This is a genomic window from Kitasatospora cathayae, assembly GCF_027627435.1.
Lineage (GTDB): Bacteria > Actinomycetota > Actinomycetes > Streptomycetales > Streptomycetaceae > Kitasatospora > Kitasatospora cathayae.
This window is the reverse complement of sequence record NZ_CP115450.1, coordinates 328,746-343,170: the sequence shown is the minus strand read 5'-3', so window position 1 is coordinate 343,170 and position 14,425 is coordinate 328,746. Positions and strand designations below refer to the sequence as shown.

Below are 14,425 nucleotides of genomic sequence, written 5' to 3'. Positions count from 1 at the left end.
GCCGACCGCGCGGGTGCACCTCCCCCTGGAGCGACTCTGGAGGTCGACCATGCCCATTCGAAATGTCCTGATCGGAATGCACCGCGCCTGGACCGCCGTACTGGTCCTGGCACTGGTGCTCGCGACCGGCGCGCTGGCCGCGACGACCCCGGCCGCGGCGGCCGACAACACGTTGAAGGCGGCGGCGGAAGCCAAAGGCCGTTACTTCGGCACCGCAATTGAGCGCGGCGACCTCGGCGTCAGTGGTGAGATCGCCGTCGCCGGGGCGCAGTTCGACATGCTGACCCCGGCCAACGAGATGAAGTGGGACACCGTCGAACCGTCCCGCGGCTCGTACAACTTCGGGCCGGGCGACCAACTCGTGCAGTTCGCCCGGTCGAAGGGCATGCGGGTACGCGGCCACAACCTGGTGTGGCAGAACCAGCTCCCGTCCTGGGTCTCGAACCTGCCGCTGGACCAGGTCCGCTCCGCGATGGAGGCGCACATCACGGCCGAGGCCACCCACTACAAGGGCCAGGTCTACGCCTGGGACGTGATCAACGAGCCCTTCAACGGCGACGGCTCCTTCGTCCCGGACGTGTTCTACCGGGCGATGGGATCCGGCTACTTCGCCGACGCGCTGCGCACCGCGCACGCCGCCGACCCGGGCGCCAAGCTCTACATCAACGACTACGGCATCGAGGGTGGGAACGCGAAGAGCGACGCCCTCTACCGCCTGGCCCAGTCGCTGCTCGCCCAGGGGGTGCCGCTGGGCGGCATCGGTTTCGAGAGCCACTTCATCCTCGGGCAGGTCCCCTCCGACATGCAGGCCAACATGCAGAGGTTCGCGAACCTGGGCCTGGACGTGGCCGTCACCGAACTGGACGACCGGATCCAGCTCCCCGCCTCCGGCGCCGCGCTGCAGCAGCAGGGCACCGACTACGCCGCCGTGGCCCGGGACTGCCTGGCCGTCTCCCGCTGCGTGGGCGTCAGCCAGTGGGGCGTGGACGACGCCCACTCCTGGATCCCCGGCACCTTCCCCGGGACCGGCGCGGCAACCATGTACGACGGCAACGACCAGCCCAAGCCGTCCTACTACGCGGCGCTCTCCGCCCTCGGCGGTTCGAGCTCCGGCGGTGGCGGTGGCACCACGGGAGAGTTGCACGCGGTCGGTGCCGGCAAGTGCCTGGACGTGCCGAACGCCTCGACCACGGCGGGCACCCCGGTGCAGATCTACGCCTGCTGGGGCGGCTCCAACCAGACCTGGACCCACACCTCGGACGACCAGTTGACCGTCTACGACGGCGGCAGCCGGCTGTGCCTGGACGCCTCCGGGCAGGGCGCCGTCAACGGCACCAAGGTGGTCGTCTGGTCGTGCAACGGCCAGGCCAACCAGCAGTGGCACCTCAACGCGGACGGCAGCGTCACCGGCGTCCAGTCCGGCCTGTGCCTGGACGTGTCCGGTGCCTCCACCGCCGACGGCGCCCTGACCCAGCTGTGGACCTGCAGTGGCGGCAGCAACCAGCGGTGGACGCTGGGCTGACACCACCCACCGCACAGCACAGCACAACACGGTGCGGTGCGGCCGGACGGCGCCGGGACTCCCGGGCCGTCCGGCCGCACCGCTTTCCGGCCCGACGGCCCGTCAGCCGTTCGCGGCCGGGCCGGCGCGGGCCACGCGCGGCGGGGCGGTGCTGCTGCGCTCGACCAGGCTGGTGGCCAGGTCCACCCGGAGCGTGCCGGGCCGCACCCCGCGGGCGAGGTCGATCACCAGGCGGGTCGCCGTCTCGGCCATCTCGGTCAGTGGCTGGCGCACGGTGGTCAGCGGCGGCCCCACCCAGCGGGCCAGCGGCAGGTCGTCGAAGCCGACCACGCTGAGGTCCTCCGGGATGCGCAGCCCCAGTTCGCGGGCGGCCTCGTACAGGCCCAGCGCCTGGAGGTCGTTCCCGGCGAACACGGCGGTCGGCCGGTCCGGCAGGCGTAGCAGTTCCAGGCCGAGCCGGCGTCCGGACTCGTGGTGGAAGTCGCCCTCGCGGACCAGCTCCGGGTCGTACGGGATGCCCGCCATGTCGAGCGCCGCCCGGTAGCCGTCGGCCCGGGCCCGGCTGCACATCATCCGGGCGGGGCCGGCGATCAGGCCGATCCGGCGGTGGCCGAGGTCGAGCAGGTGCCGGGTGGCGGCGAGGCCGCCGTCCCAGTTGGTGGTGCCGACGGCGGGCACCTCCTGGCCGGGATCGCCGGCCGGGTCCATCACCACGAACGGGATGTCCCGGCGGGCCAGTTGCTCGCGCAGCGCGCGGTCCAGGTCGGACAGCACCAGCACCACGCCGGTGGGGCGGCGGGCGAGTACTCCGTCCACCCAGGACTGACCTGGCCCGTGCCGTTCGGCGGACTCGGAGAGCACGATGCTCAGGCCCTCCGCGCGGACCGCGTTCTCGACGCCCCGGATCACCTCCACCGCCCAGGCGCTCTCCAGCTCGTGGAAGACCAGTTCCAGCAGCGGGCTCGTCTGGCGGTTGCCGCGCCGCCGCCGGTAGCCGTAGCGCTGGAGCAGTGCCTCCACCCGCTCCCGGGTGGCCGGGGCGACGTCGGCGCGGCCGTTCAGGACCTTCGAAACTGTCGGCGCGGAGACCCCGGCCTCCTGCGCGATCTCGGCGAGCGTGGCCGCTCTGTCCACGGGTTCCTCCTGCACTGCCCCTGCTGGGCGAAATCCGTCGTGGGTGGCTGTCGGGCACGGCCGCGGGCGGTCCGTACCGCACGGATGCTAGCCCGCCGGCGGGCCGTGGCCGATCCCGTCCGAAGTCTTGACTGGGGATCAGGTCGGATCTACGTTTCCCACAACATTCGGCGACTTGCTCGAAACATTCGAAACTGAGGGCAGGATATGCGATCCAGACTCGCCGCGGTCACCGCGGTCACCGCACTCGTCCTGGGGACGTCCGCCGCCTGCAGCTCCGGCGACTCCTCCTCCGACGCCGGAGCCGGAACGATCCACGTGCTGGTCTACGGCGACGCCGGCAACAAGGTCGAGAAGCAGATCGTCGAGACGTTCAACCGGACCTCCAAGGTCAAGGCGGTGCTCGACACCATCCCCGGAGCGGACTACCAGCAGAAGCTGCAGACCGTGATCAACAGCTCTCGGGCCCCCGACATCTTCTTCAACTGGGGCGGCGGCTCCATCCAGTCGTTCGTCAAGGCGGACCTGCTGCTGCCGCTGGACGGCTTCATCGCCGAGGACCCGGGCCTGAAGAACAACTTCCTGCCCTCCGTCTTCAACTCGGCGGTGATCGACAAAAAGGCGTACGGGATACCGATGCGCGGCACCCAGCCGGTGCTGCTGTTCCACAACAAGAAGGTGCTCGCGGACGCCGGACTCACCCCACCGAAGACCTGGGACGAGCTCCTCGCCACCACCAAGGCCCTGAAGGCCAAAGGCATCACCCCGATCTCCCTCGGCGGCGGCGACCAGTGGCCCACCCTGATGTGGTTCGAGTACCTCTACGACCGGATCGCCGGCCCCGGGCTGTTCCAGCGGGCGCTCGGTGGCGACAAGGAGGCCTGGGCGAGCGAGGATAGCCGCAAGGCGCTGACCACCCTCAAGCAACTGGTCGACGCCGGGGCCTTCGGGAGCAACTTCGACTCCGTCAAGTTCACCGACGGCGGCTCCCCGGCCCTGGTCGCCAAGGGCAAGGCCGCCTTCGAGCTGATGGGCTCCTGGTACTACTCCACCCAGCAGGACGCCAACCCGGACTTCGCCAAGTCCGGCCTCGGCTACACCGGCTTCCCCGCCCTGAGCGGCGGCAAGGGCGACCCGGCCGACGTCGTAGGCAACACCAACAACTTCTACTCCGTACTCAAGAAGACCAAGCACCCGGTGGAAGTCGCGGCCTTCCTCAAACTGATGTACTCCGAGGAGTTCGTGAAGGCCCAGCTGGCCATCGGCAACCTGCCGACCACCACCAACACCCCCGACCACTTCGACCTCTCCGCCAGCCCTGCCTACTCCAAGGACCAGTACCAACTGGTCAAGGACGCCCCCTCGTTCCAGCTCTCCTGGGACCAGGCCTACCCGCCGAGCGCCATGACCCCGATGCACACCGCGATCCAGCAGTTCTTCAACGGCGGACTCGACGCAGACGGCTTCATCAAGGCCATGCAGGCCTTGCCGACGTCATGACGCGCGCCACCGGGCGCGGCGCGGTGGCCACCCGTCCGGGACTCGTCTGGGCGGTGCCCGCCGCGGTGTTCTTCGGGATGTTCGCGCTCACACCGCTGCTGCTGGTCGCCGTGCTCTCCTTCACCAGCTGGGACGGCATCGGCGACCCGCACTTCAACGGCCTGGACAACTGGACCGCCCTGTTCCACGACCCGGTGATGCTCCAGTCCGTCTGGACCACCCTGCTGCTCACCGCCCTGGGCGTGGTGACCCAGACGCCGGTCAGCATCCTGATCGGCGTCTGGGCCGCCGGGAAGCAGCGCAACCGGGCCGTGCTCTCGGCCGTCTACTTCGTGCCGCTGCTGCTCTCCGCGACCGCCGTCTCGGTGGTGTGGCGGGCTGTCCTCGACCCCAACTTCGGCGTACCGGCCCAGCTCACCTGGCTGTTCGGCGACGGCAACCTGCTCGGCACCAAGAGCGGGGCGATCGGGGTGCTGACCTTCGTCGGCGTCTGGCAGTTCACCCCGCTGCACGCGCTGATCTACCAGGGCGGCGCCCGGGCCATCCCCCAGGTGCTCTACCAGGCCGCGGCCGTCGACGGGGCGGGCCGGGTGCGGCAGTTCCTCCACATCACCCTGCCGCAACTGCGCAACACCGTCATCACCTCGGTGATCCTGATGGTGGTCGGCGGCCTGACCACCTTCGACACGGTGCTGATCCTCACCCAGGGCGGTCCCGGCACGGACACCACCGTCACCTCCTACTACATGTACCAGAAGGCCTTCAAGAGCTTCGACTTCGGCACCGGCTCGGCCATCGCGCTGGTCCTCGTGGTGGTCGCCACCCTGATCTCGCTCGCGGTGGTCCGGCTCTCCGGCTACGACCGGATGCGCGGCACGGCGGAGGGCCTGTGATGCGACGACGCCCCAACGTCCTGGCCGGGTTCGGCTCCCTGGTGTGGCTGGTGCTGGTCGGCCTGCCGCTGTACGTGCTGCTGATCGCCACCTTCCGCACCCGTGCCGACTACTCCACCGAGGGCCCGCTGAGCCTGCCCAAGCACTGGACCCTGCAGAACTACCTGACCGACCTCTCGACCGGCTTCGGCCAGGACTTCCTCAACACCCTGACCGTCACCGCCGGCGTGGTCGCCATCGTGCTGCTGGTCGTCCCGCCGCTCGCCTACGCCATCGTGCGCGCCCGCGGCCGGGCGACCGGCTGGGTGTTCCGGCTGTTCCTGCTGGGCCTGGCGATCCCCGCCCAGGCGGTGATCGTGCCGATGTTCTTCGTCATCAGCAAGACCGGCCTGTACGACCACCTGCTCGGCGTCATCCTGCCGACCGCGGCCTTCTGCCTGCCGGTCTGCACCCTGGTGCTGACCGGTGCGATGCGCGACATCAGCCCCGAGCTGTACGAGGCGATGGCGATGGACGGCGCCTCCCCGGCGCGGATGTTCCGCCAACTGGTGCTCCCGCTGTCCAAGGGCGGACTGTCCTCGATCACGGTCTTCGCCGCCCTCCAGGCCTGGAACGGCTTCCTCTTCCCGCTGATCCTCACCCAGTCCGACTCCACCAAGGTCATCACCCTCGGCCTGTACGACTTCCAGACCGAGCACGGCGTGGACGTGCCCGGACTCCTCAGCGCCGTGGTGCTGTCCATGCTCCCCGTCTTCGTCGTCTACCTGTTCGCCCGCCGCGCCCTGGTCCAGGGCCTGACGGGGGTGGGAGGAAAATGAACGACCACCGCGACCCCGAGCCCGCGCCCGCGTGGCGCGACACCACGCTCACCCCGGAGGCCCGGGCCGACGCCCTGATCGCCGCGATGACCCTGCGGGAGAAGACCGCCCAACTGGTCGGCGTCTGGGTCGGCGCCGACCCGAGCGGCGCCGAAGTCGCCCCGCACCAGCACGAGATGGGGCCGCCACCCGACCTCGACAGCCTCCTGCCGTACGGGCTCGGGCAGTTGACCCGGCCGTTCGGCACCGCCCCGGTCGACCCGGCGCTCGGCGCGCTCTCGCTGCTGCGCACCCAGCAGCGGATCGTCGCCGCCAACCGCTTCGGCATTCCCGCGCTGGCCCACGAGGAGTGCCTGGCCGGCTTCGCCGCCTGGGGAGCCACCGCGTACCCCGTGCCGCTGTCCTGGGGCGCCGCCTTCAACCCGGGGCTGGTCCGGACGATGGCCGCCGCCATCGGCCGCGACCTGCGGTCCGTCGGCGTGCACCAGGGCCTGGCCCCGGTGCTCGACGTGGTCCGCGACGCCCGCTGGGGGCGGGTCGAGGAGACCATCGGCGAGGACCCGTACCTGGTCGGCACCATCGCCACCGCCTACGTCCAGGGCCTGGAGTCGGCCGGGGTCATCGCCACCCTCAAGCACTTCGCCGGGTACTCCGCCTCCCGGGCCGGACGCAACCTCGCGCCCGTGTCGATGGGCCCGCGCGAACGCGCCGACGTCATCCTGCCGCCCTTCGAGATGGCCGTTCGCGAAGGCCGGCCCCGCTCGGTCATGCCCGCCTACACCGACACCGACGGCCTCCCCTCCGCCGCCGACCGGGCCCTGCTCACCGAACTGCTCCGGGACACCTGGGGGTTCACCGGCACGGTCGTCGCCGACTACTTCGGCATCGCCTTCCTCGCCACCCTGCACGGCGTGGCCGAGGACCGCTCCGACGCCGCCGGGCTCGCCCTGGCCGGGGGAGTAGACGTCGAGCTGCCGACCGTCGACGCCTTCGGACAGCCGCTGTTCGACGCGGTCGTCTCGGGCAGTGTCCCGGAGCGGCTGATCGGCCGGGCGCTGCGCCGAGTCCTCGTGCAGAAGGCCGAACTCGGGCTGCTGGACGCCGACTGGAACCCGGTGCCGGCCGCCCTCGCCGACGTCGACCCGAGCGAATCGGCCGCGCTGCGCGGTCTGGTCGACCTGGACCGGCCCGGCAACCGCGCGCTCGCCGCCGAGCTCGCCGAGCAGGCCGTGGTGCTGCTGCGCAACGACGGACTGCTGCCGCTGCGCAGCCCCGCCCGGATCGCGCTGATCGGCCCGAACGCGGACGAACCCACCGCCGTGCTCGGCTGCTACTCCTTCCCGGTGCACGTCGGCGGACAGCACCCCGAAACCCCGATCGGCATCGAACTCCCCACGCTCCGCGAGGCGTTGGCGGCCGAGTTCACAGGCGCCGAGCTGCGCACGGTGCTCGGCGTGACGGTCGACGGCGAGTCCACCGCCGGCCTCGCCGAGGCGGTCGAGGCCGCCCGGCAGGCCGAGGTGGTGGTGCTCGCCCTCGGCGACCGGGCCGGGCTGTTCGGGCGCGGCACCAGCGGTGAGGGATGCGACGCCGAGTCGCTCGAACTGCCTGGAAGACAGCGACAGTTGCTGGAAGCGGTGCTGGACACCGGGACGCCCGTGGTGGTCACCCTGCTGGCCGGGCGGCCGTACGCGCTCGGGCGTGCCGTCACCGAGGCGGCCGGGATCGTCCAGTGCTTCTTCCCCGGCGAGGCCGGGACGCAGGCGCTCGCCGGCGTGCTCAGCGGGCGGGTCAACCCGTCCGGACGCCTGCCCGTCTCCGTCCCCGCCCACCCCGGGGTCCAGCCCTCCACCTACCTGGCCGCGCGGCTGGCCCAGGCCGGCGAGGTCTCCAGCACCGACCCGACACCGGCCTACGGCTTCGGACACGGGCTCGGCTACAGCGAGTTCAGCTGGTCCGGGCTGGAGGTGCGGACCGCCGAGACCGGCACCGACGGCGCGTTCCGGCTGGCCTTCGAGCTGCGCAACACCAGCGCGCGGGCGGGCACCGAGGTGGTGCAGCTCTACCTCCACGACCCGGTGGCCTCCGTCGTCCAGCCGGTGCAGCGGCTGATCGGCTACCACCGGATCCCGCTGGACGCCGGAGCGGGCTGCCGGGTGGAGCTGACCGTCCCCGCCGACCTGGCCTCCTTCACCGGCCGCCACGGCGAGCGGATCGTCGAACCCGGCGCCCTGGAACTGCGGATCTCCGCCTCCAGCACCGACCCCCGGCTCACCGTGCCGCTGCGCCTCACCGGCCCGGTCCGCCCACTCGACCACACCCGCCGACTGCACCCGACCTTCACCGTCCACGCGCTCCCGCCAGCCGCTACCCCGTAACGGAGGAAGCCCTCGAACCCGACCAGGATGCTTCGGGACCGGTCCTGCGGTGGCGGAGGCCGGTCCCGAAGCCCTGTTCAGCTGCGCAGGCTCCACTGCTGGTTGCCCGCGCCCGAGCAGGCCCAGAGCTGGATCTTCGTCGCGTTCGCCGGGCCCGTGCCGGTGGCGTCCAGGCACAGGCCCGACCGCACTCCGGTGATCGCGCCGTCGGAGCCGATGTTCCACTGCTGGTCGGCCTGCCCGTTGCAGTCCGAGATCACCGCCGCGGCGCCGTTGCCGGTGCCCGAGGCGGCCAGGCACTTGTTGCCGTAGACCATGAGCTGCTTGCCTGCCGTGTAGGTCCACCGCTGGTTGGCCCCACCGTTGCAGTCCCACAGTTGGGTCTGCGTGCCGTTGGCCGTGGAGAGGGCGTTGATGTCCACGCAACGGCCCGACGCCCGGCCCACGATCTCCTGGTTGCCGCCGGCCGGGGGAGTGGAGGAGCCGAACTGGCTGAAGAACTTCCACACTTCGCCGGACGTCCAGGTGTGCCAGCCGTCGCAGGTGCACCCGCCGATCGGGCCGGGGTCGTGGCCCGCCCCGTCGAACGCGGCCCGGACGACCGGATGCCCGGACTTGCACCCGGTGACGACGTGCGTCAGGCTGCCGTACGCCGGCTCGGTCGGGTTCTGCGGGCCGCAGCCGTTGTTCCTGACGAACTGGTCGCGCAGTGCCCTCCCCCGCCGATGCCCAGACGTTGTCGCGGAGGTCGTGGAGCCCCATGTAGGCGATCGGTTGCGTCCCGCCGGCGCGGCCGCTGAGGTTCGCGCCCGAGTAGACCGCGACCGCACGGAAGACCGTCGGCCGGGCACAGGCGAGCGCGTAGGTCATCGAGCCGCCGTAGCGAAACCGGTGGAGAAGAGCTGGGTCTGGTCGATGCACAGGCCGGCTTCGAGCTGCCTGACCATGTCGTCGACGAAGGTGACGTCCTGGCCGTTGGAGTTGGCCCAGCCGTTGCCGAGGCCCTGGGGCGCGACGAAGACGGTGCCATTGTTCGCGTTGTCCGCCAGCCGCCTGAGCCCGTAGTAGGACCAGTTGTACCCGTCGGTGCCACCGGAGTCGACGTCGTTGGCGGTGCCGCCCACCCAGTGGAACCCGAAGACCAGCCGGTACGGGTGGTTTCGGTCGTACCCGGCGGGGACCCTGAGGATGTAGCTGCGGCTCTGGCCGCCGCTGGCGATCGTGTGGGTGCCGCGCGCCAGCTACGGTGCGCTGCCGCAGCCGCCGGTGCCGGCCGCTGCCCTGACCGGAGCGGCGGCCGCGGTGGAGCCGGTGCCCGGAGCCATGCCGATCACGGCCACGATGAAGGCCACCAGGGCCACGAGGGGCGCGAACGGGGATCTGCGTGTCATGCGCTCTGCCTTCACGCTGCGCTTCGGCAGCGGGGGTGTGGGCGGCCGGGCCGAGAGGTGGTCGGCCCGGCCGTGGCGGGGTCAGGAGGCGCGGGTGGGGCTGGTGCCGTCCAGGCCCATGAAGTGGATGGCGTAGGCGGCCATCTGCGTTCCCTTGACCGGAAGTTCGTGCCCGGCACCGGCGATGCTGTAGGACTCGACCTGCGTCTTGCCGGAGCGGTCGGTGTACCGGCTCCGGTTCCAGTTGGCGGCCGGGATGTCAGTGGACGACGGGTTCTGGCCCACCCCGAGGACGTTCGTCCACTGCTTGGTCTCCTCGCCGAGGTCGCGGTGGTTCAGGATCGGGTCGGTGGTGCCGTGCCACAGCTGCACGCGGGGCCGAGGCCCGGTGTAGCCGGGATCGGCACGGCGCACCAGGTCGCCCCACTGCTGCGGGGTCATGGAGACCTGGCCCCCGGCGCAGGGGCCGTTCCAGCCGCGCGTGGTGCCCGTGTAGAAGCAGTGGTAGGGCACGCCCATGAACGCCGCGCCCGCCTTGAACACGTCCGGGTAGTCCGCGAGCATGACGTTCGTCATCATCCCGCCCGAGGACTCGCCGGTGACGTACACGGCGTCGCGGTTCCCGTTGTAGTGCTGCTCGACGTACGTGACCATCGACATCAGTCCGACCGGGTCACTGCCGCCGCCCCGCCGCAGCGCCTGGTCGGAGGAGACGTCCCAGCAGCTGCCGCCGGGGTTGGTCGAGGGGTAGATGACGACGAAGCCGTACCGGTCGGCCAGCGCTCCGAAGTCGGTGCTGGCGTACAGGTAGGGCCCGGAGCCCTGGCAGCCGTGCAGCGCCAGCAGCACCGACGGGTGCGCCTTGACGCGGTTGGGTACGTGCACGTACATCTGCAGGCCGGTCGGGTTGTTGCCGAAGTTCGTGACCTGGGTCAACGAGGCGGCGCCGGCCTGGGGCGCGGCGGCCAGGTTCGCCCCTAACGCGGCGCCGATGGCCAGGAGTGCGGCGAGCAGGCGGGACTTCAAGTGCCGGGAGCGCAGCATGGAACCTCTTCTTCGTGGAGTGCCGACGGCGGTGGCGGTAGCAGGCGTGCCCGGGGATCCCGCGGGTGTTCGCTCCCGGTCATGTGAGCGTTCACATTTGAGACGGAGCATCAGGATAGGGTGCCTGTCGGTGTTTCGGTGGTGTTTCGGACTGATGACGGTGCATCAGTGACCGCTACCTGTCAAGGAATGGACGGGCCCCTCCCCGGCAGCCCGACGATACGGCCGGTGGGCCCGGTTCTGCCGGTGAAAGTTTCACCGTGGCGGGGGCGTGCGAGGCGTCCGGGTGCTCCGGGCGGGGAGCGTGGCCCCGGATCGGTTCTGGGTGGCCGTCGATCCCGCACATGCCGTCCATTGGTCCGATGAATCACGCCAACTTTACGGCTCCGGAGGGCGAACGCTGTCACAACTCTGTACAAGCACCCGATCTCTGAGAGTTAATCCACCTCATGTCATGGACGCATCCGGTGTTGAGGCACGTCCTCACGGAGAGGTGAAACCCTTGTTCCACAGTCCTTCTCGCGACGGCCGACCGCTCGGCCGGTGGCGAACCGCACTGGCCGGGCTCCTCGCCCTGGTCGGAGTCCTCACGGCGGTGCTGCTGCCCGCTGCCCAGGCCCAGGCGGCCGGGGCCGCGCCGACGGCCCCGGCCCCGGTGCCCTTCACCCCGGGAGCCGCCCGCACCGACCAGAACGGCAACACGCTCCAGCTCCACGGCCTGGGCATCGTCAAGGTGGGGAGCACCTGGTACGGCTTCGGCGAGGACAAGACCGGCGAGACGTCGGCGAACACCTCGTTCCAGGACATCCCCTGCTACACCTCCGACGACCTCGGCGGCTGGACCTACCACGGTGTGGCACTGGCCAAGCAGAGCAGCGGCGACCTGGGGCCGAACCGGATCGTCGAGCGGCCGAAGGTCATCTACAACGCGTCGACCGGCACGTACGTGATGTACGTGCACATCGACAGCGCCGACTACTCCGAGGCGAGGGCCGGCGTGGCGACCAGCCGCACCCCCTGCGGCCCGTACGTCTACCGCGGCAGCTTCCGGCCGTTGGGCAACGTCAGCCGTGACCTGGGCCTGTTCCAGGAATCCGACGGCACCGCCTACCTGCTGACGGAGGACCGCAACAGCGGCGGTCTGCGGATCGACCGGCTCTCCGCCGACTACCTCTCGGTGGACAGCTCGGTCGCGCTCCTGGGCGGTGGCAGCATCGAGGCCCCGGCCATGGTGAAGGTGGGCGGCATCTACTACCTGATGGGCTCCCACCTGTCGGGCTGGTACCTCAACGACAACGTCTACGCCACCGCCACCTCCCCGAGCGGACCATGGTCGCCCTGGAAGGACGTGGCCGCCCCCGGCACCAACACGTACGGGAGCCAGACCGCCAACATCATCACCGTCCAGGGCTCCTCGGGCAGCACGTACATCTACGCGGGCGACCGCTGGGACACCGGCGACCTGGGCGCCTCTGAGCTGATCTGGCTGCCGCTGACCGTCAGGGGGACGACGCTGAACCTCGGCCAGTACCCCACCTGGTCCCTCGACACCTCCACGGGCACCTGGTCGGTCGGCGGCGGAATACCCTCTACCGGTACCTACACCCTCACCAACCAGGCGAGTTCGATGCTGCTGGACGTGTCCGGCGCCTCCACCGCGAACGCGGGCGCGGTCATCCAGTGGCCGTCGACCGGCGGTGCCAACCAGAAGTGGAAGCTCACCAGGCTGGCGGACAACGTCTACGCCCTGACCAGCGTCAACAGCGGACTGTGCCTGGACGTTCCCGGCTACTCGACCGCCACCGGCGTCCAGGTGCAGCAGTGGACCTGCAACGGCGGCACCAACCAGCAGTGGGCACTGGACCTCACCGGCAGCACGTACGCGCTGGTCAACGCCGCCAGCGGCCTGACCCTGGGCACCGGCGGCTCGACCCCGCAGGGAGCGGCGGTGGACCAGGAGACCGGCGGCAGTTCGAGCGCGGCCGGCGAGAGCTGGACCCTGTCCTGACCGGCTGACGGCGACGGGCCCGGCCGCCACCCGTTCGACGGGCGGCGGCCGGCGCCGTTCGTCCGGTCAGACGCACCAGAAGAGGAACTGCTTGCAGTCCGGGGTCGCCGTTGCCGTGGGGGTGGCCGGGCTGGGGGAGTGCCGGGTGGGCTGCGCCGCGGAGGGCGCCGCGGGCTGCGGAGCGGACGGCTCGGCCGGGGCGGCCGAGCGCGACGGCGCGGCGGTCGTCCGCGACGCGCTGGGTCGGGCACCGGCGGCCGACGGCTGCGCCGTGGGGCTCGCCGTACTCGGCGCGGCCGACGCCGCCGGGGGAACGCTCGCGGGCCCCGAGGCGGAGGGCCTGGCCGTCGTCGTGGATGCCGCCGCACCGTCCGACGGGAGCGGGACCGTCGCGCCGTCGCTCTGGCCGAAGGCCACCACGGCGGTGGCCAGTCCGCCCGCCGCCACACCGAGCGCGGCCAGGGTGAGCCGGGCTCCGCGCCGCCGGGTCCTTCGCCGCCGGGCCGTCCGGGGGGCGGGAGCCGCGGCGGGCGGGTCCGTGACCGGGCGTCCGGGCTCCTCCTGCGGGAGCGCCTCGCTCGGCCGCCCGCAGCCGGGGCAGGAGAGCGCGCCGTTGAGATGCCGTTGGCAGAACGTGCAGTAACTCATTCGATCTTCCGTAGGTGCCCGCATGCCGTGACGGGTGATCTGTGGAGCCTACGCAGAGCCGTCCCGCTCGCGACACCGGCCCGGCGCGAGGCTTCTGCGGAGATCACGTGTAGTTCGGGTGAGCACGAACCGGGTGGAGTGCACCGTGCTCCGCGGGGACCGGTGCCCGCTCGCCGGCGAGCACGGCCTCGGCGCGACGACTCGCCCTCGGCGGTCCAGATGCGGCCCGGGTTGTACTTGGTGGTGACCAGGCGGTGACGGGGGTCGAGCGGGGTGGCGGCCGGGGCGCCGAGGTAGGCGTCGCCCAGGCCGAGCACGAGCTCGATCAGGAGGTTGTCCTCGGCGCCGCGCCGGTACGTCACCTCGGGGGCGGTGTCGGTGGCCGGGCGTCGGGCGAGGACGCTGCCGTCGTCGTCCGGCCGGGCGTTCGTGGGGAGGGCGAGCAGGGCGGGGGTGCGGCGCAGGGCGTCGGCATCCAGCGCAGTGCGCACGCCCTCGGGCTGCGCACGGTGGCGGTGTACTCCGACGCCGACCGCAACGCCCCGCACGTCCGGATGGCCGACGAAGCCGTACGACTCGGCCCGGCACCCGCCGGCGGCGGCGAAGGAGGCGTTCTCGGAGAGGAACCCGTAGCCGGGGTGGGCCGCTCCCGTACCGGTGGCCCGGGCGGCCTCCAGCAGCAGGTCGGCGCGCAGGTAGCTGTCCGCAGGGTGATCAGGTCGAGGTCGATGTTGTAGCGGGCGCCGTAGCGGCCGAGCGGGAAGCCGGTGACGAAGATGACCACGGCCGCCACGGCGATCGCCAGGAGCGCGTTACCGGTGCCGTGGGCCAGGCCGATGCCGGCGCCGATGGAGAAGTCGGCCATGTAGGCGATGCCGCCGAGCGCGGTGGTCGCCACCACCATCGGGGTCCGGCGACGGTAACTGCGGGGCGCGAAGCGGAGGGTGTAGTCCTCCAGGGCCTCCTTCGTCGCCTGGCTCTTCTCGGCGGCGGTGTCGCGTGGTCGTCGTCAGGTGTGACTCGGTGGTGCTCATGGCCAGCCCTTCCGGGGTGCGGTGGTGTGGGGCGGGGGTGCTGGGTGCGGGTGCG

Annotated in this window: 10 protein-coding genes and 4 pseudogenes; 8 read left to right on the top strand and 6 right to left on the bottom strand. The window is 71.5% G+C overall.

The window, feature by feature from the left end:
- The first annotated feature begins 49 nt into the window (after positions 1-49).
- Positions 50-1,522 carry an endo-1,4-beta-xylanase gene (locus O1G21_RS01790; protein ID WP_270140125.1) on the top strand — a complete coding sequence of 491 codons (1,473 nt, stop codon included), beginning with the start codon at positions 50-52 and terminating at the stop codon, positions 1,520-1,522.
- Positions 1,523-1,624: 102 nt separating this feature from the next.
- Here the strand turns inward: O1G21_RS01790 and O1G21_RS01785 are convergent, their stop codons facing one another.
- Positions 1,625-2,671 carry a LacI family DNA-binding transcriptional regulator gene (locus O1G21_RS01785; RefSeq protein WP_405000572.1) on the bottom strand — a complete coding sequence of 349 codons (1,047 nt, stop codon included), beginning with the start codon at positions 2,669-2,671 and terminating at the stop codon, positions 1,625-1,627.
- Between the two features lie 192 nt (positions 2,672-2,863).
- On the opposite strand from O1G21_RS01785, the gene O1G21_RS01780 reads away from it, so the two are divergent.
- The 4 genes from O1G21_RS01780 to O1G21_RS01765 are packed head-to-tail and all read left to right on the top strand — an operon-like array spanning position 2,864 to position 8,245.
- Entirely contained in the window at positions 2,864-4,156 is a 1,293-nt protein-coding gene (locus O1G21_RS01780; RefSeq protein ID WP_270140121.1) for an ABC transporter substrate-binding protein, read from the top strand.
- Positions 4,153-5,049 (top strand): carbohydrate ABC transporter permease, encoded by an 897-nt coding sequence (locus tag O1G21_RS01775; protein ID WP_270140119.1) that lies wholly within the window; start codon positions 4,153-4,155, stop codon positions 5,047-5,049. The genes O1G21_RS01780 and O1G21_RS01775 overlap by 4 nt, the downstream gene beginning before the upstream one ends.
- On the top strand, positions 5,049-5,867 hold the full coding sequence (locus O1G21_RS01770) for a carbohydrate ABC transporter permease (protein WP_270140117.1): 819 nt from the start codon (positions 5,049-5,051) through the stop codon (positions 5,865-5,867). Before O1G21_RS01775 ends, O1G21_RS01770 begins: the two co-directional genes overlap by 1 nt.
- Positions 5,864-8,245, top strand: a complete 2,382-nt coding sequence (locus tag O1G21_RS01765; protein ID WP_270140115.1) for a beta-xylosidase/alpha-l-arabinosidase — start codon at positions 5,864-5,866, stop codon at positions 8,243-8,245. Before O1G21_RS01770 ends, O1G21_RS01765 begins: the two co-directional genes overlap by 4 nt.
- Positions 8,246-8,322: 77 nt before the next feature.
- Here the strand turns inward: O1G21_RS01765 and O1G21_RS01760 are convergent.
- A pseudogene (locus O1G21_RS01760) lies at positions 8,323-9,570 on the bottom strand (ricin-type beta-trefoil lectin domain protein).
- A gap of 147 nt (positions 9,571-9,717) precedes the next feature.
- A complete protein-coding gene (locus O1G21_RS01755) occupies positions 9,718-10,680 on the bottom strand; it encodes an extracellular catalytic domain type 1 short-chain-length polyhydroxyalkanoate depolymerase (RefSeq protein ID WP_270140113.1) in 963 nt (320 codons plus the stop codon).
- Positions 10,681-11,182: 502 nt separating this feature from the next.
- Between O1G21_RS01755 and O1G21_RS01750 the strand changes: the two genes are divergently transcribed.
- Positions 11,183-12,688, top strand: a complete 1,506-nt coding sequence (locus tag O1G21_RS01750) for an RICIN domain-containing protein (RefSeq protein WP_270140111.1) — start codon at positions 11,183-11,185, stop codon at positions 12,686-12,688.
- Between the two features lie 91 nt (positions 12,689-12,779).
- The gene (locus tag O1G21_RS01745; RefSeq protein ID WP_270140109.1) at positions 12,780-13,331 is read left to right on the top strand and encodes a hypothetical protein; all 552 of its coding nucleotides are present in this window, start codon (positions 12,780-12,782) and stop codon (positions 13,329-13,331) included.
- A gap of 1 nt (position 13,332) precedes the next feature.
- On the opposite strand, the gene O1G21_RS01740 is transcribed toward O1G21_RS01745, so the two are convergent.
- Positions 13,333-13,827: a hypothetical protein gene (locus O1G21_RS01740; RefSeq protein ID WP_270151490.1), complete on the bottom strand. Its 495-nt coding sequence runs from the start codon at positions 13,825-13,827 to the stop codon at positions 13,333-13,335.
- On the opposite strand from O1G21_RS01740, the pseudogene O1G21_RS41640 reads away from it, so the two are divergent.
- Positions 13,810-13,929, top strand: a pseudogene (locus O1G21_RS41640) (biotin carboxylase N-terminal domain-containing protein); the annotation flags it as partial. The gene O1G21_RS01740 and the pseudogene O1G21_RS41640 sit on opposite strands and share 18 nt — an antisense overlap.
- Here the strand turns inward: O1G21_RS41640 and O1G21_RS01735 are convergent.
- A pseudogene (locus O1G21_RS01735) lies at positions 13,930-14,052 on the bottom strand (biotin carboxylase N-terminal domain-containing protein); the annotation flags it as partial.
- Positions 14,046-14,370: pseudogene (locus tag O1G21_RS01730) on the bottom strand (allantoin permease); the annotation flags it as partial. The pseudogenes O1G21_RS01730 and O1G21_RS01735, both read right to left, overlap by 7 nt.
- Positions 14,371-14,425 lie beyond the last annotated feature (55 nt).

Coding starts and splice junctions, on each gene's coding strand:
- O1G21_RS01790 (WP_270140125.1), top strand. CDS start 50: ATGCCCATTCGAAATGTCCTGATCGGAATGCACCGCGCCTGGACCGCC.
- O1G21_RS01780 (WP_270140121.1), top strand. CDS start 2,864: ATGCGATCCAGACTCGCCGCGGTCACCGCGGTCACCGCACTCGTCCTG.
- O1G21_RS01775 (WP_270140119.1), top strand. CDS start 4,153: ATGACGCGCGCCACCGGGCGCGGCGCGGTGGCCACCCGTCCGGGACTC.
- O1G21_RS01770 (WP_270140117.1), top strand. CDS start 5,049: ATGCGACGACGCCCCAACGTCCTGGCCGGGTTCGGCTCCCTGGTGTGG.
- O1G21_RS01765 (WP_270140115.1), top strand. CDS start 5,864: ATGAACGACCACCGCGACCCCGAGCCCGCGCCCGCGTGGCGCGACACC.
- O1G21_RS01755 (WP_270140113.1), bottom strand. CDS start 10,680: ATGCTGCGCTCCCGGCACTTGAAGTCCCGCCTGCTCGCCGCACTCCTG.